17 protein-coding genes are annotated in these 20,460 nt (G+C 38.1%); 15 read left to right on the plus strand and 2 right to left on the minus strand.

Annotated features, from left to right (window positions below; genetic code table 11):
* Positions 1-154 precede the first annotated feature (154 nt).
* From ACT53H_RS07460 to ACT53H_RS07490, 7 genes are all read left to right on the plus strand, one after another.
* Entirely contained in the window at positions 155-1,945 is a 1,791-nt protein-coding gene (locus ACT53H_RS07460; RefSeq protein ID WP_474769851.1) for an ABC transporter substrate-binding protein, read from the plus strand.
* Between the two features lie 18 nt (positions 1,946-1,963).
* A complete protein-coding gene (locus tag ACT53H_RS07465) occupies positions 1,964-3,784 on the plus strand; it encodes an ABC transporter substrate-binding protein (RefSeq protein WP_476008949.1) in 1,821 nt (606 codons plus the stop codon).
* A gap of 20 nt (positions 3,785-3,804) precedes the next feature.
* On the plus strand, positions 3,805-5,817 hold the full coding sequence (locus ACT53H_RS07470) for a M3 family metallopeptidase (RefSeq protein ID WP_476008950.1): 2,013 nt from the start codon (positions 3,805-3,807) through the stop codon (positions 5,815-5,817).
* Between the two features lie 12 nt (positions 5,818-5,829).
* Positions 5,830-6,768 carry an ABC transporter permease gene (locus ACT53H_RS07475; RefSeq protein WP_005304778.1) on the plus strand — a complete coding sequence of 313 codons (939 nt, stop codon included), beginning with the start codon at positions 5,830-5,832 and terminating at the stop codon, positions 6,766-6,768.
* A 7-nt stretch (positions 6,769-6,775) separates the two neighbouring features.
* The gene (locus ACT53H_RS07480; RefSeq protein WP_151962705.1) at positions 6,776-7,918 is read left to right on the plus strand and encodes an ABC transporter permease; all 1,143 of its coding nucleotides are present in this window, start codon (positions 6,776-6,778) and stop codon (positions 7,916-7,918) included.
* 12 nt (positions 7,919-7,930) lie between these two features.
* Positions 7,931-9,664: an ABC transporter ATP-binding protein gene (locus ACT53H_RS07485; RefSeq protein ID WP_476008951.1), complete on the plus strand. Its 1,734-nt coding sequence runs from the start codon at positions 7,931-7,933 to the stop codon at positions 9,662-9,664.
* A gap of 107 nt (positions 9,665-9,771) precedes the next feature.
* The gene (locus tag ACT53H_RS07490) at positions 9,772-10,431 is read left to right on the plus strand and encodes an SOS response-associated peptidase family protein (protein WP_174740298.1); all 660 of its coding nucleotides are present in this window, start codon (positions 9,772-9,774) and stop codon (positions 10,429-10,431) included.
* A 58-nt stretch (positions 10,432-10,489) separates the two neighbouring features.
* Here ACT53H_RS07490 and ACT53H_RS07495 read toward each other — a convergent pair whose 3' ends face one another.
* Positions 10,490-10,858, minus strand: a complete 369-nt coding sequence (locus tag ACT53H_RS07495) for a hypothetical protein (protein ID WP_151962708.1) — start codon at positions 10,856-10,858, stop codon at positions 10,490-10,492.
* Between the two features lie 296 nt (positions 10,859-11,154).
* Here ACT53H_RS07495 and ACT53H_RS07500 point away from each other — a divergent pair, with 296 nt between their 5' ends.
* Positions 11,155-12,012: a 3'(2'),5'-bisphosphate nucleotidase CysQ family protein gene (locus ACT53H_RS07500; protein WP_440202561.1), complete on the plus strand. Its 858-nt coding sequence runs from the start codon at positions 11,155-11,157 to the stop codon at positions 12,010-12,012.
* Between the two features lie 57 nt (positions 12,013-12,069).
* On the plus strand, positions 12,070-12,804 hold the full coding sequence (locus tag ACT53H_RS07505) for a histidine phosphatase family protein (RefSeq protein ID WP_151962710.1): 735 nt from the start codon (positions 12,070-12,072) through the stop codon (positions 12,802-12,804).
* A 57-nt stretch (positions 12,805-12,861) separates the two neighbouring features.
* Here ACT53H_RS07505 and rpsT read toward each other — a convergent pair whose 3' ends face one another.
* Positions 12,862-13,128, minus strand: a complete 267-nt coding sequence (gene rpsT / locus ACT53H_RS07510) for a 30S ribosomal protein S20 (RefSeq protein ID WP_004792670.1) — start codon at positions 13,126-13,128, stop codon at positions 12,862-12,864.
* Between the two features lie 212 nt (positions 13,129-13,340).
* Here rpsT and ACT53H_RS07515 point away from each other — a divergent pair, with 212 nt between their 5' ends.
* From ACT53H_RS07515 to mfd, 6 genes are all read left to right on the plus strand, one after another.
* On the plus strand, positions 13,341-14,006 hold the full coding sequence (locus tag ACT53H_RS07515; protein WP_151962711.1) for an NAD(P)H-binding protein: 666 nt from the start codon (positions 13,341-13,343) through the stop codon (positions 14,004-14,006).
* A 12-nt stretch (positions 14,007-14,018) separates the two neighbouring features.
* Complete coding sequence (gene rraA, locus ACT53H_RS07520) at positions 14,019-14,525, plus strand: ribonuclease E activity regulator RraA (RefSeq protein WP_476008952.1); 507 nt, start codon at positions 14,019-14,021, stop codon at positions 14,523-14,525.
* 21 nt (positions 14,526-14,546) lie between these two features.
* Positions 14,547-15,329, plus strand: coding sequence for a glutathione S-transferase N-terminal domain-containing protein (locus ACT53H_RS07525; RefSeq protein WP_224971715.1), 783 nt, complete (start codon positions 14,547-14,549; stop codon positions 15,327-15,329).
* Positions 15,330-15,471: 142 nt separating this feature from the next.
* Complete coding sequence (locus ACT53H_RS07530) at positions 15,472-16,404, plus strand: Dyp-type peroxidase (protein ID WP_312821935.1); 933 nt, start codon at positions 15,472-15,474, stop codon at positions 16,402-16,404.
* An 82-nt stretch (positions 16,405-16,486) separates the two neighbouring features.
* Positions 16,487-16,843: a hypothetical protein gene (locus ACT53H_RS07535; protein ID WP_476008954.1), complete on the plus strand. Its 357-nt coding sequence runs from the start codon at positions 16,487-16,489 to the stop codon at positions 16,841-16,843.
* A 134-nt stretch (positions 16,844-16,977) separates the two neighbouring features.
* Positions 16,978-20,439, plus strand: coding sequence for a transcription-repair coupling factor (mfd, locus tag ACT53H_RS07540; protein ID WP_476008955.1), 3,462 nt, complete (start codon positions 16,978-16,980; stop codon positions 20,437-20,439).
* The last annotated feature ends 21 nt before the right edge of the window (positions 20,440-20,460 follow it).

Raw genomic sequence — 20,460 nt, forward strand, 5'->3', positions numbered from 1 at the left:
ATTTGACTTTATTTTTCCATTTGATCAAATAAAAAAGATGATAAAGGAAAGTGAATTTTAAGACCTAAATAGGCCTATCTGTCGAAAAAGAACTTTTCTTATGCAGATTTAGATGTTACTCAAAAGGATAATATCTTTTAAAAAAACTAATTACGTGGGTATGAACTTGAAATTAAAATTTTTTAAGCTCGCCATTTTAAGTCTGGCTATTACATCAATCCCTTGTGCTTACGCAATTACGCCAGCACAACCAAACAAAATTTTGCACGTTGCCTATGAAGCCCCAGATGATGGCTTCGATATGGTCAAGACTACTAATTTCTATAGCGCGAGTATTGCGGAAGCCATATTTGAGCCTTTACTCAAATATGATTATTTAGCTCGTCCTGTACAGTTAGTTCCTTATACGGCTGAAAGCCTGCCTAAAGTGGAACAAGATGGTAAAGTTTATACATTTAAAATTAAACCCGGTATTTATTTTACTGCGGACCCTGCTTTTAAAGGTAAGCGCCGTGAGCTTGTGGCAGAAGACTATGTCTATTCAATTAAACGTATTTTAGACCCAAAAAACAGAGCGCCTTCTGTTTCTTTTCTGGATGGAAAATTGGTAGGGGCTGATGTAGTTGTAGCTCAAGCAAAAAAAACAGGAAAATTTGATTATGCTGTGCCAATTGCAGGGCTTAAAGCGCTTGATCGCTATACTCTGCAATTTACTCTCACTCGCCAAGACTTCAACTTTCCTTATATTCTTGCCTATATTACCTTTGGTGGCGTTGCTAAAGAGGTTGTTGACTATTACGGTGATCGTATTGGCATGCATCCAGTTGGTACAGGACCTTACATGTTAAGTAAATATGTTCCAAGAAGTAAGGTCGAATTAGTTGCCAATCCTGATTATCGAGGTTTTGTCTGGAATTTTAAGTCAACAGGCACGCCGTGGGATAACCAGCTTATTAAAGAAATGAGCGGTAAGAAAATGCCGCAAGTTGGCAAGGTGGTGGTCAGTATTATTGAAGAGCAACAGTCACGGTGGTTAGCTTTTCAGTCGGGTCAATTAGATTTTGACAGACTTACAGCAGATGCTGTTCCTCAAGCTTTAGATGGAAATCAACTTAAGACTTCTTTTCAAAAAAGAGGAATTAAACACTTTCCATATAAAGAGCCTGAAATTACCTATACGATGATGAACATGCGTGATCCGGTCATTGGTGGTTTTAACCCGGAAAAGATAGCTCTGCGTAGAGCAATTACTTTATCGTACAATCAAAAAGAAAGTATAAAACAGGCTTATAAAGGGCAAGCAGTTAGAGCAGAAATGTTTATACCTGAAGGTGTAAATGGCTATAACCCTAAATATAAAAGTAGTGTAGGGTACAATCCGTTATTGGCAAATAAATTACTTGATTATTATGGTTATAAAAAAGGTGCTGATGGTTATAGAACCCAGCCAAACGGAAAACCTTTAATTTTAAAAATTAATACAGAAAATAGCTCGGCCTCAGTTATCCACTCCGAACTCTGGAAAAAGAATCTGGATGCGATTGGCATTCGAGCTGACTTTAAGGTGAGTAATTTTGCAGATAACTTAAAAGCCGCAACTCAATGTAAATATATGATTTGGAGTGGCGCATGGATTGCTGACTATCCTGAGGGAGATAATTTTGCACAATTACTGTATGGACCAAATGCTGGTCAGGGAAACCATGCTTGTTACCAGTCTAAAACATACGATGCTCTTTATAATAAAGCCACTCATTTACCGCCCCAACAACGTCTACCATATTACGAAAAGCTTAACCGCCAGATTGAAGCTGATAATCCTTGGATTATTCATGTCACGCGAATTCGTAATTGGTTGATACGGCCACAAGTTCAGGGTTTTAAACCCCACCCAATGATGAATACGAACTGGCAATATCTTGATATTACCCCTGTTAAAAAATAATTTTAGATAAAGATAAATATGACTGAAAATTTAATAAAACAGCTCAAGCATTGTGGTGTCGGTTTTTTACTTGCTAGCATGGCATTAACTGGTTCTACAGCTCTATATGCTAAAAGCCCAGCCGATCCCAATAAAATTCTACGTTATGTATTCCCGACAGCAGAAACAGGTTTCGACCCAGCTTATATCCATGATCTATATTCGGCACATGTAACCACTTCAATATTTGAAACTTTATATACCTATGATTACTTAGCAAGGCCAGCAAAACTCGTTCCGAAAATAGCCACAGCCCTGCCAGAAGTCAGTGCCGATGGTTTGACCTATACCATTCATATAAAAAAGGGTGTTTATTTTACACAGGACCCTGTTTTTAAAGGTAAACCACGAGAATTAACCGCCAATGATTATGCGTACTCTTTTAAGCGTTTATTGGACCCGAATTTACGTTCTCCAAATAGCTGGTTGTTAGAGAATAAAATTGAAGGTATGAATGCATTAATAAATGCAGCCAATAAAACTGGAAAATTTAACTATGACCAAAAAGTTATTGGTTTACAAACACCAGATAGATATACCTTGGTGATTCGTTTAGTTAAGCCAGATTATAACTTTCCTTTGTTACTGGCACATGACCCTACAGGTGCGGTGGCACGTGAAGTCATCGAAAAATATAAAGATAAAGCAGGTTATGTAATGGGCCATCCTGTAGGGACTGGACCTTATGTACTCAGTAAATGGGTACCAGCATCACGTATTGTTTTAAAAGCGAATCCTGATTTCCGTGGTTTTACTTGGAACTTTGCTGCAAGTAGCCCTGAGGATGAGGCAATTGTAAAACGCCTTAAAGGTAAAAAAATGCCTCAAATAGGCACAATTGATATTCAGGTTATGGAAGAAAATCAATCGCGATGGCTGGCATTTCAGCGTGGTGAAATTGATATATTTCAGCTTGAAGGTCAACTGGTCGCAAAAGCAATTAAAGACGGTAAATTAAGACCTGAACTTGCTAAAGAAGGTGTCCAGCTATCTCGTATTGTTGATCCTGAAATTAGCTATATCTATTGGAATCTTAAGAATCCGGTCGTTGGTGGAATGAGTAAAGAAAAGATTGCTTTACGCCGGGCGATAGCAATGTCTCGTTCAATAGATCAAGAAATTAAATTAGTAAGAAATGATGATGCTCAGCGTTTAGATTTTCCAGTTCCACCAGGGGTAGTGGGTAACGATCCACAATATAGAAGCAGTACGCCATATTCTGTAAAAGCAGCAAATTTACTATTAGATCGATATCACTATAAAAAAGATGCCTCAGGTTGGCGTACACAGCCAAATGGCAAGCCTCTCGTCATTGAATATATGGCGCGCAGTGACAGCATTGGGCAGCAAAGTGCTGAACTTTGGAAAAAGAACTTTGATAGTTTAAATATTCGCATGGTCTTTAAACCCATGCTTTTTGCAGATCTCATTCGAGCGCAAAAACAATGTGAAGGTATGTTTGGTTCTTCTGCATGGATAGCCGATTATCCAGATGGGGATAATTTTATGCAGAATTTTTATGGACCCAATACGCATATGACGAACTGGTCTTGTGGTTCGACACCAGAGTTTGATCAGTTATATCGTCAGACACAACAAATGCAAGCAGGCCCTGAGAGAGATGCACTTTATCGAAAAATGACACGTTTATTAGAAGTGTATATGCCTGTTCAGGTCTCTTATGCACGCTACCGAAATATGCTGGCTCAACCACAAATCATTGGATATAAAAAGCATCCAATTTTGCATGCTGAGTGGATGTATTTTGATATCGATACACATACTAAATCTAATCATTAAATGAAAAAATTGGAGATATGATGAAAAATAATGCATTGAAAATGACAACTTTATGTATGTTGACCATAGGTATAAGTCAGTTTGCAACGGCAGAGACAACACGTCCTACTTTGCCATTACTTAAAGCACAACAACTCCCAGCATGGTGTGATGCTAATTTAAAAAAGATTCAACAGCAGATTACTATTTTTGAAAAAACGCCTGTTAAAGATAATGCAGCAGCGGCACCTATATTGGCAAAATGGGATAAAATTTTTGCGCATTTTGAAGATTTCTCCGGTCCGATAAGTCTATATAGTAATGTAGACCCAGATGCAAAATTACGTAAGGTAGCCGAAGACTGTGAAATTAAAATTAATCAGTTTCACACTGATATATTTCAGAACCCGAAGCTATATAGTTTAATTAAAAATACACAAACAACAGACCCAATTGACCAAAAATACCGCAAAGATATTCTAGATCAGTTTGAAGACACAGGTGTTCAACTTGAACCAGTAAAGCGTGCACGAATGAAGGCCATTCTGGATGAGTTGACCAAACTCGAACAAGAGTATGCGCGTAATGTCCGCGATAATCCGGAGAAACTTGAGTTTACTCCTGAAGAGATGAAAGGCTTACCTCAAAGTTATATTTCAGCATTAAAGAAAAATGCTAAAGGTAATTATTTATTAGGGTTTGAATATCCTGAATATCGTCCATTTATGGAGTTGGCAGATAATGATGATGCTCGGAAAAGATATCAAATTGCCTTTACTCGACGTGGTACTGAGCAAAATTTAAAACTACTTAAACAGGCAATAGATTTGCGTTATGAGCTTGCTCAGTTATTTGGAAAAGCAAGTTATGCAGATTGGGTTTTAAAAGACCGTATGGCTAAAACGCCTGAGGCTGTAAATCAATTTTTAGCAGAAGTCCAAAAAACAGTAGCACCACTTGAACGTAAAGAAGTAGAAGAACTCCGTGCATTTAAAGCACAAACTTTAAAAACGCCATTAGAAAAAACCGAGATCACACGTTGGAGTGAAGCTTACTGGAGTGAAAAACTTCGTAAGAATAAATATCAGATTGATCAGGAAAAACTTCGTGATTATTTCCCCACTTTAGCTTCTCAAAAATGGTTATTTTCCATTTCATCTGACCTTTATGGCATTGATTTTAAACCTGTCAAAGTTAAAGCATGGCAGGATGAAGTTGAATATTACGATGTAGTTGACAAAAAAACAGGAAAGCTTCTTGGCGGCTTATATATGGATAAATTTCCTCGTGAAGGGAAGTATGGCCATGCCGCCGTTTGGGGAGTATATGGTGGCAGCACTTTAACCAATCGATTACCAGTTTCAGCATTAGTCACCAATTTTAACCGTAAAGGTTTAAACAGTGATGAGCTAGAAACTTTTGTTCATGAGTTTGGCCATGCCTTACATGGCATTTTATCCAATACACGTTATGCCAGTCAGTCTGGAACCTCGGTAGAGCGTGATTTTGTAGAGGCGCCGTCTCAAATGTATGAAGAGTGGGCACGCCGTAAAGAGACTTTATCTAAAGTGGCTGATTACTGTGATCCAGCATGTCCACGTGTTGATGATGAACTAATTGCTCGTTTAAAAGCAGTACATAACTATGGACGCGGCTTGCGTTATGCGCGTCAAACTCTTTATGCACAGTACGATATGTCATTACATACCGCCGATGCATTAGAAGTAAAGCCTTTAGAAAATTGGCAAAAAATGGAAGCTGCTACAGCGTTAGGTTATGTACCAACAACAGAGTTTCCTGGGCAGTTTGGGCATTTGATGGGTGGTTATCAAGCAGGTTATTACGGCTATATGTGGTCTGAGGTTTTGGCTTTGGACATGCTTTCTGCGTACGGGGATAACCTTAATAACCCACAAGTTGGACAGCGTTACCGTCAAACCATTTTGTCACAAGGTAGTCAAAAGCCGGCTGCTGAATTAGTTAAAGATTTTCTTGGCCGTGAACCAGACAATAAAGCGTTCTTTAATGAAATTACCGGACATCGGGTTAAATAAGGAATTATCACTATGCTGGCATATGTTATTCGGCGTTTATGGCAGATGATTCCAACTATGTTGGGGGTAGTCTTACTTATTTTTATTCTTTTTAACTGGGTAGGTGGCGATCCTGCTTATATTTTAGCGGGCAAGATGTCTAATCCTGAGCAGATTGAAAACATTCGTAAGCAGTTAGGTGTAGATCAGCCTTATTACGTTCAGCTCTGGATTTTCATTAAGCAGATTCTCACTTTTGACTATGGTGCAAGTTGGAGTACTGGCGAACCTGTTTCTCAAATTATTTTAACCCGATTGGGACCCTCGCTCACGCTTTTAATTCCACTGACTATTTTACAGACGGTTATTTCGATTATTTTGGCATTGGCTGTTGCAGCTGTACGTGGTTCTCTAACCGACCGTATGGTCATGATGCTCTGTACCATCGGCATGTCGATCAGCATCTTAGTTTACATTATCGTTTTTCAATATGTTCTGGCTTATCAGCTAAGTTGGTTTCCTGTACAAGGCTGGAGCGATAGCTTTACTGATAATTTATTTAAGTTTGCCTTACTACCAATTCTAATCATGCTGGTGGTGAGTATTGCACCGACTTTACGTTTATATCGTAGCTTTGTGCTTGATGAAATTAATCAGGACTATGTTCGAACAGCACGTGCTAAAGGTGTAGGTGAAAGCCGAATTTTAGGTGTACATGTACTGCGGAACGCTTCAATTCCTATTATTACCGATGTGATGTCAACTTTACCTGCATTGCTCATAGGCGCATTTTTAATTGAACGTTTTTTTGGTATTCCCGGGATTGGTCGAGAGGTGATTATTGCAGTTGAGCGGAGTGATTTTCCTGTTATTAAGGCAATTACAGTTTACATCGCCGCTGCAACTATGATTTTTAACCTGATTGCCGATTTGGTCTACAAAGTGGTTGATCCACGTGTACAGTTGAAGTAGGTGGGCTATGCTGAGCGTTTTATCAAAAAGAAAACAACAAACAAAAGCCGAAGCTCATTCATCTGGCCTGTGGAAACTTGCCATGCGTCGTCTTCGGGCCGACAAGATCGCAATGTCATCGCTAGTGATTGTATTGCTTTATTTTATTATCTTGGTTCTATCAATGACGGGTGTGATTGCATCTGACTGGAATAAAGAGGTTGCAGTAAGTTATGCACCACCTACATTTATAGGCGCAGATAAGACAACAGGTGCAGGGCAAAATGAAGCAGCGATTGAAGAAGAGTTACCAGAAAATCCAGTTGATCCTTTAAAAGATGTAATTCACCAACTCAAGGCTGAAATTAAACAAGAAAAGAGTGCGGGAAGTGCAATTGATTATTATGGTGTAGTTGACCCTTTAGCTGATGATATGAAAGCAATTGATCAGCAGCTGGGAGGACATTTACTTGATCAGCAAAGTGAACTTAAAAGCACACTTATATTTGGAGCTGACAAATGGGGACAAGATGTCCTTAAAAAGACTATTAAAGGTGCTGAAACATCAATTATTGTTGGGGTGATATCCGCTTTACTTGCGGTAGGCATCGGTACACTTTTAGGCGCAATTTCTGGATATTTTGGTGGTTGGGTGGATGATATTCTCAACTGGTTTTATAACATTTTTACCTCAATTCCATATTTATTATTAGTGCTTGCTATTGCTGCCGTACTTCAACAAAAAGGCATTTTATCCATTGTTCTGATTTTAGGTTTAACGGGCTGGACGGGTGTTTATCGTTTAATTCGTGCCGAATATATGAAACATACTGCACGTGAGTACGTTCTAGCTGCTAAAGCAATTGGCGTTGGACACTTCCGCCGTATGTTCATTCATATTTTCCCTAATGTCAGCCATATCGCTTTGGTCCAAATGTCAATTTTGGTGGTGTCTTTCATTAAATCTGAAGTCATCTTGAGTTTCTTAGGTTTTGGTGTGCCAGTAGGCGTAGTGTCTTGGGGGAGCATGTTAAATGAAGCACAAAGTGAACTTCTTTTAGGCAAGTGGTGGCAGCTTGTCGCGGCCTCTGTCGCGATGGCTGTTTTGGTAACGGCATTTTCAATGTTTACTGATGCACTCCGTGATGCATTAGATCCAAAACTAAAATAAGAGGAAATCCTAATGTCAGAACATGAAAATAAGAATGCGCCGTTATTGCACGTTAAAAATCTACGAGTAAGTTTTAAAGGTGAAGATAAACAATATATTGAAACCGTAAAAGGAATTAGCTTTGACATTCCAGAGAACACCACGGTTGCTTTAGTAGGTGAGTCGGGTAGCGGCAAATCGGTTACTTCTTTGGCAACTATGGGTTTACTGCCTGTAGGTCAGAGTAAAATTGATGAGCAAAGTAAAATTATATTTGAAGGTAAAGATTTGCTCAGCTTATCTCGTACAGAGATGCGTAAAATTTGTGGCAAAGATATTGCTATGATTTTTCAGGAGCCGATGTCATCATTAAATCCTGTTTTTACGGTTGGCAATCAAATTGCAGAAGTGTTGTGTTTGCATATGGGATTGAGCCGTAAACAGGCCCGACAACGCGTTTTAGAGTTGCTTAAAGAAGTAGGTATTCCTTCACCTGAAACTAAAATTGATGCCTATCCAAATCAACTTTCGGGTGGTCAACAACAACGTGTCATGATTGCTATGGCGATTGCGTGTGAGCCTAAACTGCTCATTGCCGATGAGCCGACTACTGCACTTGATGTCACCATCCAAAAACAGATTATTGATTTACTCGAGTCATTGCGTAAACGCCGTCAAATGTCGATGCTTTTTATTACTCACGATTTGGCATTGGTCGGTGAAATTGCAGATAAAGTTATTGTGATGCGTCATGGTGAGATTAGAGAGCAAGGCGCTGCTGAACAGGTTTTAGAACAGCCTAAAGATGTATATACGAGAGCTTTGCTCTATTGCCGCCCGCAAATGTCACAACGACCTTATCGTTTACCAGTGACGAGCGATTTTATGCGTCAAGAAGACAACATATTGATCGAACAAAGTTTTGATGCTTCAGAAATTCCCGAACGCAAACGTGGCTTAAATGGTGATGAGCAAATCATTTTAGAAGTAAAAGACCTGAAAAAAAGCTTTTATAGTCGTAAAGGTCTATTTGGCAAAGAAGAGTTTCAGGCCGTTAAAGGAGTTTCTTTTAAACTTGCTAAAGGAAAAACCTTAGGTTTAGTCGGTGAGTCAGGTTCAGGTAAAACGACTGTTGGACTATTACTTATGCGCTTACATCAGGCATCTGGTGGGCAGGCTTTCATCGAAGGTAAAGATATTCTTTCATTAACTGAAAAAGAGTTTGCCAAATATCAACGAAAGATTCAGATCATTTTTCAAAACCCCTATGCCTCTCTTAATCCACGTTTTACTATTGGGCAGATATTATTAGAGCCTATGCAAATTCATGGTATTGGCAAAGATGATGCTGAACGTAAACAAATTGCGCTTAATTTACTTGAACGAGTGAATTTACCTGAACAAGCTTATTATCGATACCCGCATGAGTTTTCGGGTGGGCAACGCCAACGTATTGCGATTGCACGTTGTTTAACGCTAAAGCCTGAAATTTTGATATGTGATGAATCCGTTTCGGCGCTCGATGTTTCAGTCCAAGCGCAGGTACTTAACTTATTGCAAGACTTACAAGATGAGTTCGGGCTCAGTTACATCTTTATTTCACATGACTTATCGGTTGTGAAGTATATCTCTGATCAGGTCATGGTCATGAATCATGGAGAAGTTGTGGAAATTGCCAATTCGGATGAGCTCTATGCACATCCTCAACATGATTACACTAAACGTCTATTGCAGGCGATTCCTCAAGGGATTCAACACATTTCATAAGCGTAAAGTTATGTCGTTAAGGGCACTTTCGAGTGCCTTTTTATTTGGTTTATTGCCTAAATGCTTATAAAATAACAGAAGTAAATATAGAGTATTTTATTCTTGCTATGTGTGCCAACTTTAAACCTTTATCTCTTGCTCAATTACAGCAACTTCAGTTGCCTGTGGTTGGCTTTAGCTATGCCGAAGAGGTTTATCCTGCGGGAACAATGCCACTATTATTCAAATCACCACAAAGTCTTGAATGGCGTGAAGTCATGTTCGGTTTGGTTCCAAAGTGGGCTGAAGATACCAACATAGCGAAACATACCTATAATGCCCGTCATGAAACGATTTTCCAAAAACCGAGTTTTCAAGAAGCTGCTCTTAAATGTAAGTTTGGGGTAATTCCAGTGACCGAGTTTTATGAAAGTAAATATATAAATGATAAGCCGGAACGATGGGGTGTACGCCGTAAAGATGGGCAAGCTTTTTTCATTGCAGCGATTTATGAAATTTGCAAAATTAATGAGACGGTTATTCGTTCTGCAAGCATGTTGACGATGGACGCCATAGACCATCCCATGATGAAAGACTTTCACGAACCAGGTGATGTCAAAAGATCAGTGATTGTGATTCCACATGACCGACTAGAAGAGTGGTTAAGTTTAGAATCACCTGATATTTCCAGCTTTATCGAAGGCTTTCCGGTTGAAGAATTTGAATGCTCTCATGTGCCAAAAGAAAAAGTTATAAAACCGACACCACAGTTAAGCATGTTTGACTAATCTATCTAAAATAAAATGAGGTTATTGATATCAACTTTGAATCAATAACCTATATTATTTATTCAATATTTTTACTTAATGTTTGTACTTCAGAATCCTGAGCTAGATAACTCAATTCAATAGGCGAAATCACAAAAGTTGTATTATCTGAGGTCTGTTTAAATACAAAACCATATTCAAAAGACTGGCTACTTTTGTTTGGCAACCAGAATAGATAAGGGCAACCTGTATAACTCCCATCCCAACCCATTTCTCTAGCTAAAGCCAAGGCTGTATCAGATTTCGCTATAATTTCTTTAAGTGACTCTTTATCTCTTGTTGAAACACCACCATCATCATCTGCAAATGTTTGTAGGAACTCATTTAAGGGAGTAAGTTCTTCCCAGTTACGTTCTATTGTCGAGAAATGATATCCATATAGCATCATGTGCGCTTTCTTCCATCTTGTTATTGTGTGATTGAACATAGCAAGAAATACATGAAAAGGAAATGGATGAATCTGATTTAAGTTGTTTATTTTTCATAACTTATAGATTGTTTTTTGTACATAATAATGGTTTTTTTAACATCCTCATTATTCATATTAACTATATAGTGTGCATACAAAGTTTTGTTCATCTAATCATTAAGATAAATTACTTTTTTAGTAAATCAAACTGTTGGCGAATATTGAATTGTTCATAATTCACCTATAATAGAAATGAAACTATGTAGAGCATATTTATGTTTATAACAACTACGCGCCCACAAGATACTCTGATTAATCAGCTTCTTCCTGTCTTGGAACAAGCGAGCCAGATTCTATTACAAGAATATCAAAATTATTCAGCGGGTTATGAGTTTACTATTCATGAAAAACAAGATGATTCACCTGTAACTCAAGCAGATTTAAAAGTGAATCTTTTCTTATTAAAGCATTTGGCAGAGATTACCCCCGACTTGCCTGTTTTGTCTGAAGAAAGCGATTATAGTGCCCGCCATGACTGGTCTACGTGTTGGATGTTAGATCCTCTTGATGGAACTAAAGAGTTTATTCATGAGCGTGATGAATTTACGATAAACCTAAGCTTGATTAAGGGTAAAGAGACAATCTTTTCAGTTATTGCTGTGCCATGTGAACAAGTCGTGTATTTAGGATATCTGCAAGATTTACCTTTTAAATATAGTTTTAGTCAAAAGCAATGGTATCAATATCAGATAACGTCGCCTTCACCAGATGCACCTATACAAATAGGACTTAGTCATGGCAGTAAAAATCCGAAATATCAAAGATTTATTCAGCCTATCGAAAAAGAACATAATATTATTAGAAGAGAAGCAGGAAGTGCCTATAAATTTTGCATGATGTTAGAAGGTGAGATAGATATTTACCCACGATTCCATCCAACTTCTGAATGGGATACAAGTTCTGGTCAAGGGTTGTTAGAAAGTATAGGTGGTGGTTTACTTACTCTTGATGGAAAACCTTTTGAATATAACCAGAGACACACGGTTTTAAATAAGGGCTTTATCGCATTTCGTGATCAGGAAAGCAAAAAAATAGCATTTGAAGCATTAGCCCAATCAAGTGTTATAGATTGAGAGTTATGCCAGACATGTTATAGTGGCAAAGTATTGAAAAAAGATGACAAGATAACAATGGCACTCGATTTATTGCCTAAAAGTATGTTTGAAGCAATTGATTTATTGCCCGATGCTTCAACTCCCGTGACCTTATTTACGCGCCATTCTCTAAGAGAACTTGTAGACGGGCAGGGTTTAGCAGGATATGACCTCCAACTTACTCCTCAAGGGCGTGAGCTTGCGCAGGCATGGGGTAATTATTTAATTAAAAATACAGATCGTGTTATCCAGCATTGTATTTCAAGTCCAATACAACGTTGTGTCGATACGGCTGCGCTCATGATTGAAGGGGCTGATGATGTAAGTCCCGAATCTAATACGCATACCATTGAAATTATTGAGCAAGGACTACTAGTTGAACCCGGTAGCTTTGTACTAGATATACAGCAAGCTGCTCCTTATTTTAAAAAACAAGGCGCCTTGGGTTTTATTAATAGTTTTGTTAATAATGCATTACCCGGCATGAAACACCCCATTACTGGTGTTTTAGACGTGCTAGAGCTTATTTACCATACTCATCCCAAAACTCAAGGTGGGCTTAGTTTAGCTGTCAGTCATGACACTATTATTGCTGCGATTGTTGCTGTAATTTCTGGTGAAAATAAAATTAAGAAAGAAGATTGGCCTGAAATGATGGAAGGCTTATTTGTATGGTTTGAAGGTGAAGAGTTTCCAAATTGTAAATTAAAATGGATTTGGAGAGGTAAGGCCTATGAGCTGAATGTAGCCAAATTTAACACAGGGCTATAAGCTCAAAAACGATAGGTAATAAAAAAAGCCCAATAGGGCTTTTTTTACATGCTTCAATTAGTTAGCTAACGCTTTAACTTGAGCATTTAAACGGCTCTTATGACGAGCAGCTTTATTTTTGTGGATGATGCCTTTATCAGCCATACGGTCGATTACAGGAACAGCTTTTTTGTAAGCTTCTGTAGCAACAGCATGATCACCACCAGCAATTGCACTTAAAGTACGTTTGATGTATGTACGAACCATAGAACGCAAGCTTGCGTTGTGTTTACGTGCAGTAACGTTTTGACGCGCACGTTTTTTAGCTTGAGCAGAGTTTGCCACTCTTGCACTCCTTGAAAATAAGTTGGTCTGGGCGGGCTGTGGTCAATCCAGTAAACTGGTGTAACCATCACCAGCCCGTAAACAAGTGCCATATTGTGATGAATAGACACCGTGAAGTCAAGCCTTGCGAGCATTTTAAGCGGTTTTAGGGGCTGCTAAAACCGTAAGAAAAGGTTAAATTTGATACAAACTTAAAGAGGGTTGGATAAAAAATGACTATAAGTACGAAAAAAGCAATTGTGATAGGTGCTACAGGACTTGTCGGTTTAGCTCTTGTTGAACAGCTTGAGCAAACACCAGAATTTGAAGCGATTACTGTTGTGGTAAGAAAAGAATCACAACTACTTAATACATATAAAAAAGTTAATCAGCTGGTTATAGAAGATTTCTTAATGTTGAATGATGAAGATGTGAACGGTCATACTCATGCATTTAGCTGTGTGGGAACAACATTAAAAAATGCAGGCTCAAAACAGGCCTTTTACGCTGTGGATTATGAAATTAATGCTCATTTGGCAGATTTGGTACAAGATAAACATATTCATTTATTGTTAGTGAGTGCACTTGGTGCAAATGCCAATTCACCGATTTTTTATAATAAAGTGAAAGGACAACTAGAAGATTATATTGAAAGTCTACAACTCGAGAAATTATCTATCTTTAGACCATCTTTACTTATTGGTAAACGCAGTGATGTACGATTTATTGAAGATTTAGGACAAAGTCTATTTAAATTTATTGAGAATAGATTACAAAAACCATTCAAATATAAGCCTGTCACTGCGGAGCAATTGGCTCATACGATGGTCGTAGCGGCGCTAACGCAAATTGAAGCCTTTAAGCGATATGATAATCTGAGCATACAGAAAACTCGATAAGGGAGAATAAAAGTGTCGACAGTGCCATTTGTAACATGTGATTTATTAGATGATAACCCTGAAAAAGACTTGCAGGTTGTAATTCCCTCAATGGATGGAAAGTTCTTTCAAAGCTATGGTGCACGTAAAACTTTTGGGGGACAGGTTGTAACAGTAAAGTGCTTTGAAGATAACTCACGTGTAAAAGAGTTATTGGCAACAGATGGTACAGATAAAGTATTAGTGGTAGATGGCGGTGCCTCTATGCGCTGCGCACTCATGGGGGACATGATTGCTGAATCAGCAGTAAAAAATAACTGGAATGGTGTCGTGATTTACGGTTGTGTACGAGATGTAGATGCGCTTGTAACTTTGGATTTAGGCGTACATGCATTGGCTGCAATTCCGCAAAAAAGTAATCGTAAAGGCATTGGTGAAGTAGATATTAATTTGTATTTTGGTGGTGTCACAATTCAATCAGGTGATTTTATCTATGCTGATAATAATGGAATTGTGATTGCAAAAGAAAAATTAGTCTAATTCTCTAATATAAAGGAACGCATGATGGTGATTCATCAAATTAAAGTACTTCAAGCAGTTGTATCTGCAATTGCTGAAGGTGGTAGGGGCGTAACAGGCACTGCTTTTCCTCAGCAACCTGTAAAAGCTTTGAAACTATATGAATTTGAAGGTTCACCATTTTGCCGCCGCGTTCGTGAAGTGATTACACTTTTGAATCTGGATGTCGAAATTTATCCATGTCCTAAAGGCGGAACAAAGTATCGTTCAGTTGTAAAAGAAAAAGGCGGGAAATTAAAATTTCCTTTTTTAATTGATGAAAATACTGGTGATCAGCTATATGAATCACAAGATATTATTCATCATTTATTTAAACACTACGGTAAGAGTGGAAAGACACCTGAGAAATTTTCGAGTTATCCGAACATGCCGTATGTGGCATTTGCAGGGACCATATTAAATGGTGCTCGTGGAGTTTGGATAAATAAAAAAATTGTTGATAGAGCTGCGCCTGAGCAAAAACTTGAGTTGTGGAGCTTTGAGGCAAGTCCTTATTCAAGAGTCGTAAGAAGTTTACTCTGTGAACTTGAGCTTCCATATATTTTGCATAATGTGGCAAAAGAAAGATGGCAAGATATGGGACCTGCCATACTTCGTTTAAAGCCAGGTAAATATATACCTTTAAAAGATGGTAAAAGAGAAAAAATTTTGCCTATTATGCAAGGTAAAATGCAGGTGCCGTATTTGGTAGATCCAAATACAGGAGTGAAGATGTTTGAGTCGGCTCAAATCGTAAAATATTTAAAGAAGCAATATGGGTGTTAATTAATATCTATTTTAGTAAGAGTTTAAGGCGCTTTACTTAAACTCTTTACAACCTCAGATTTCATTACAAGATGTATGAAAAGAAAATGAGTATGCTAAATTAATAAGGTTAATTACCTAAAAGGCATATTTTATGGAATGTATGAGAATTCAGCCTGTAACGAGCGCTCCTGGTGAAAATGCATTATTTATTGTATTAGGACTGGCTCAAGGTGATTCTGTAATAGAAAAAGTAAAAGATTTTGCTGCTAATTTTTCAGCGCTAACCAGAAGTCTGTCTAATCGTTACCCAGAAAGTAAATTTAATGCTACGTTGGGTTTTAGTTCAAATGCATGGGATATTTTATTCCCAGAGCAAGCGAAGCCTCAAGAGTTACAGCCATTTCAAGAAATTAGAGGCCCGAAATATACGGCTGTCTCAACGCCGGGTGATTTATTTTTTCATATTCGTGCTGATCGTCAGGCTTTATGCTACGAGCTGGGCAATATAATTAATCAACAGCTTGGTAAAGTAACGTATCCAATTGATGAAGTTCACGGTTTTCGTTATTTTGACGGACGTGCAATTATTGGCTTTGTTGATGGGACTGAAAACCCTGAACCTGTTATTGCAGCACAGTGGGCGTTAGTGGGTAATGAAGATCCTGATTTTATCGGGGGAAGCTATGCTTTTATTCAAAAATATACCCATGACATGGAGAAATGGCGTTCATTAACCGATGAAGAGCAAGAAAAAGTGATTGGGCGCAAAAAGTTCAATGATGTTGAACTCGGTGATGATGAAAAGCCTTTAACTGCTCATAATGTTGTAAGTAAAGCTCATGATGCAGAAGGCAATGAGCTTAAAATTATGCGAGCTAATATGCCTTTTTCAAATCCATCTAGAAATGAATATGGCACATTCTTTATTGGTTACTCGCGTAAATTTAGTACAACCCGACAAATGCTTGAAAACATGTTTTTAGGCAATGAGGATGGTAATCTTGATCGGTTGCTTGACTTTAGTACTGCTCAGTCTGGAACTCTGTTTTTTGTACCAACTGTCGATTTTCTTGATGATTTAGGCGATGAATAGTCATTAAATTAGATGGCTTAAGTCATGGAAGTAATTAGATCACTTCCATGACTTAAATTTAAAATTAATATGATGTGATGAAATGTTTAAGAAGATAACTCAGCTTTTTCAAGGCTCAAAAGAAACGCCAGAACAACTTTACTTACAAGAGAATCAATTAAAATTTGATTCTGAACGAGGACCTATCATTAACGATGTGGTAATTAATGAGAAATGGTCAGAACATCTTGAGTATTTCTCAAATCGTAAATTACAAAATTTTGATAATCTTCAAAAGTTATTCCTCATTACTCCACAAATTAGTGAAAAAATTGATCTGGAAATCGCAACCCAGCGCTATGTAGAAAGATTAGGAAATACACAAGAAAAGCTACTTCAGCTTAAAGCGATTATACAAATATTAAATCAATATTACGTTTTGTTTTTGCGTGATAAATAATCATAGTTAATTGATTAAAAAATATAAAAAGTAGGGCTAACTAGTAGTTTGATTTTCAAAAAAATAACTCAATTCACTAAAAACATCATGCTACTATTAGGCCTATATCTTCTTAGCTGATAAAAGCCATATACATGTTTCAACAAGAAATCTCTCAATTGAATTTACAACAGCTCAAGGCCGGTGAAAAGCGTTGGGTGGGGTCGTTATTAGGTTCATCTGCTGCATTATTATTTAAAGAAATTGCTGTTCAGCATTCGTCTTTACTTGTTGTGGTTGCCAGAAATAACCAGCATGTAGCTCAATTAGAAAGTGAACTTGAATTTTATGGCATAAAACCAACAATTTTCCCTGATTGGGAAATCTTACCGTATGATCGTTTGTCACCTCATCAAGATATTGTTTCAGAACGCCTCGCAATTTTATCTAATATGCCTCAGAAGGGTGTATTACTCCTTTCAGCAAGTACTTTAGCTCAAAGAGTTGCGCCATATTCATGGGTTTTGGGTGAACATTTTGATATTCGTGTAGGGCAAAAATTTGATTTAGAACAGCAAAAATTACGTTTGGTACAAGCTGGTTATCACTTGGTAGATACGGTTTATGACCACGGTGAGTTTGCTGTGCGTGGCAGTATTATGGATATTTTTGCGTCAGGACAAGAAGCACCTATCCGTATTGATCTGTTTGATGATGAAATTGATACATTAAAATTCTTTGATCCAGAAACACAAAGAACGACTACAGCTTTAAAAAGTTTTACAGTTTTACCTGCAAAAGAAATCCCATTAAAAGAAGCTCGCTCAATTTTTAGAGATCGATATTCTGAACTTTTTCCGACTGCTAATCCTAAGAAAAACCCGATTTATCAAGATGTCTTAGAGGGAATTGCTTCACCAGGAATTGAATTTTACTTACCATTATTTTTTGATAAAGCACAAATGCAATCGCAAAGTACACTTACAACGTACTTGCCAAAGAATTGCATTGTAATTACAACTAATGATGTAGACACCGATTTAACTAATTTTTGGAAAGAAGTTTTCCGTCGTTACGAAGACAGACGTCATAATGTAGATCAGCCAATTCTTCCTCCTGAAGAATTATTTGTTGCTCCAAACCATTTGCTGAGTGCTTTAAACCAGTTCCCGCGTATGCTTGTAAGTGCCGAATTGGTTGAAGAAAAAGCTGGCGCATTAAATCTTAAGGCTGAGCAGCCGCCAAAATTAGCAGTCGATCCGAAAAAGGAAAAACCGTTTACCGTCGTCAAAAAATATATTGATGAAGCAAATCATCCCGTTTTATTGGTTGCAGAAAGTGCAGGCCGACGTGAAAGCCTAAGAGATGGTTTGCGTGCCAGTCTAGGAGATATCCCTAGCGTAGACAGTTTTGAACAATTTCAAACGAGTCAGTTTGCGATTGCTATTACAAATGCACCGCTCGACCGTGGCTTACTTTTAACAGACCAATTAACGGTTATTTCAGAAAATCAGTTATATGAACATCGGGTAGTTCAGCGTCGTCGTAAACGTCAGCAAGAAGTTTCAGAAGAGTTCTTAATTCGCAGTTTGACTGAACTCAGTATTGATGCCCCAGTTGTTCATATTGATCATGGTGTGGGACGTTATGCAGGATTAGTTACTTTAGCAATTGAAGGGCAAGATTATGAATTCTTGCAACTCAATTATGCTGAAGGGGCAAAAGTTTATGTTCCTGTGACTAATTTGCATCTGATCAGTCGCTATAGTGGCGGTGATCCCGATCTAGCGCCACTTCATAAAATTGGAAGTGATGCGTGGAGTAAAGCTAAACGTAAAGCTTTAGAACAAATTCATGATGTTGCAGCCGAATTATTACATATACAAGCACGTCGTCAGTCAAAACCTGGTTTTGGTTTCGAACTCGATCAATCGCTTTATATGCAATTTGCCAGTGGATTTGCCTATGAGGAAACACTTGATCAGGCGAATGCTATTGAAGCAACACTTCACGATATGCAACAAGCTAAACCTATGGATCGACTTGTTTGTGGTGATGTTGGTTTCGGTAAAACAGAAGTGGCAATGCGAGCCGCGTTTGTTGCTGTGCAAAATGGCAAGCAAGTTGCTGTTTTAGTGCCTACGACTTTACTTGCACAACAACATTATGAATCTTTTAAAGATCGTTTTGCTGATTGGCCTGTGCGTATAGAAGTGCTATCACGCTTTGGCTCAAGTAAAACCCATACAAAAAATATTGAAGATTTAATTGCTGGTAAAGTCGATATTGTGGTTGGAACACATAAACTTTTACAAGAAAATGTGCAATTTAAAGATTTGGGCCTAATGGTAGTCGATGAAGAGCATCGATTTGGTGTGCGTGATAAAGAGCGTATTAAAGCGTTACGGGCAGATGTGGACATGTTGACGCTTACAGCAACACCAATCCCACGAACTTTAAATATGGCTTTCTCGGGAATGCGTGATTTATCTATCATTGCTACACCACCAGCCCGTCGTTTAGCTGTTAAAACCTTTGTGCAAGAGCATACAGAAGCCTCTGTTAAAGAAGCGATTTTGCGTGAGTTGCTACGTGGTGGCCAAGTATATTTCCTACACAATGAGGTCGATACGATTGAAAGAGCCGCTGAAAACATCCGCGTTCTTGTACCTGAAGCTCGTGTGGCAGTCGCACATGGGCAAATGAGAGAAAGAGAGCTCGAACAAGTGATGCAGCAGTTCTATCACAAAGAGTTTAACGTATTGGTATGCTCAACGATTATTGAAACCGGTATTGATGTTCCAAATGCCAACACAATTTTGATAGAAAGGGCCGATAAACTTGGTTTGGCTCAATTACATCAATTACGTGGTCGTGTAGGGCGTTCACATCACCAAGCTTATGCTTATTTGTTAGTTCCTTCTATAAAACACTTAAAAGGTGATGCAGAAAAACGTTTGGACGCAATCCAGCGTGCTTCTACACTCGGTGCTGGCTTTATGTTAGCTACAGAGGATTTAGAAATTCGCGGTGCTGGTGAGCTTTTAGGTGAACAACAAAGCGGTTCAATGCAGGCAATTGGATATAGCTTGTATATGGAAATGCTTGAAAAAGCCACTAAGGCGATTCAGCAAGGAAAAACACCGAATTTTGATGCACCTTTATCGCTGACTGCAGAAATTAATTTACATATTCCGGCACTGATTCCAGATGAGTATTTAGGAGATGTGCATCAGCGTTTATTGTTCTATAAACGTATTAGTAATACAGATACACAAGAAAAACTTGATAATATCCGTATGGAACTTATTGATCGTTTTGGGGTTCCGCCGCAATCGGTTAAACATTTGTTTACGGTCCATCAGATTCGCTTGAAAGCAGAGCAACTGGGTATCACAAAAATCGATATTAATACTCAAGGTGGTAATATTGAATTTTCACCTGATACACCTGTTCAAGCGATTAGCATCATTCAGCTGATGCAGAAGCATCCGACCTATTATCGTATGGAAGGCGGACAGCGTTTAAAAGTTATGGTTCAGTTAGAAGAACAGGAAAAACGCATTCAATTTATTAATGATTTATTAGCTAAATTATTAAATGAATTACATGCTTAAATAGTGTTTCAAAGTGATTTT

The sequence above is a fragment of the Acinetobacter sp. DMC2 genome, assembly GCF_056314305.1.

Bases quoted from the DNA above. Each gene is read 5' to 3' on its own strand.
- ACT53H_RS07530 (WP_312821935.1), top strand. From the start codon at position 15,472: ATGAGAATTCAGCCTGTAACGAGCGCTCCTGGTGAAAATGCATTATTT.
- ACT53H_RS07500 (WP_440202561.1), top strand. From the start codon at position 11,155: ATGTTTATAACAACTACGCGCCCACAAGATACTCTGATTAATCAGCTT.
- ACT53H_RS07490 (WP_174740298.1), top strand. From the start codon at position 9,772: ATGTGTGCCAACTTTAAACCTTTATCTCTTGCTCAATTACAGCAACTT.
- ACT53H_RS07470 (WP_476008950.1), top strand. From the start codon at position 3,805: ATGAAAAATAATGCATTGAAAATGACAACTTTATGTATGTTGACCATA.
- ACT53H_RS07475 (WP_005304778.1), top strand. From the start codon at position 5,830: ATGCTGGCATATGTTATTCGGCGTTTATGGCAGATGATTCCAACTATG.
- ACT53H_RS07515 (WP_151962711.1), top strand. From the start codon at position 13,341: ATGACTATAAGTACGAAAAAAGCAATTGTGATAGGTGCTACAGGACTT.
- ACT53H_RS07480 (WP_151962705.1), top strand. From the start codon at position 6,776: ATGCTGAGCGTTTTATCAAAAAGAAAACAACAAACAAAAGCCGAAGCT.
- ACT53H_RS07465 (WP_476008949.1), top strand. From the start codon at position 1,964: ATGACTGAAAATTTAATAAAACAGCTCAAGCATTGTGGTGTCGGTTTT.
- mfd (WP_476008955.1), top strand. From the start codon at position 16,978: ATGTTTCAACAAGAAATCTCTCAATTGAATTTACAACAGCTCAAGGCC.
- ACT53H_RS07485 (WP_476008951.1), top strand. From the start codon at position 7,931: ATGTCAGAACATGAAAATAAGAATGCGCCGTTATTGCACGTTAAAAAT.
- ACT53H_RS07505 (WP_151962710.1), top strand. From the start codon at position 12,070: ATGGCACTCGATTTATTGCCTAAAAGTATGTTTGAAGCAATTGATTTA.
- ACT53H_RS07495 (WP_151962708.1), bottom strand. From the start codon at position 10,858: ATGATGCTATATGGATATCATTTCTCGACAATAGAACGTAACTGGGAA.
- ACT53H_RS07535 (WP_476008954.1), top strand. From the start codon at position 16,487: ATGTTTAAGAAGATAACTCAGCTTTTTCAAGGCTCAAAAGAAACGCCA.
- ACT53H_RS07525 (WP_224971715.1), top strand. From the start codon at position 14,547: ATGATGGTGATTCATCAAATTAAAGTACTTCAAGCAGTTGTATCTGCA.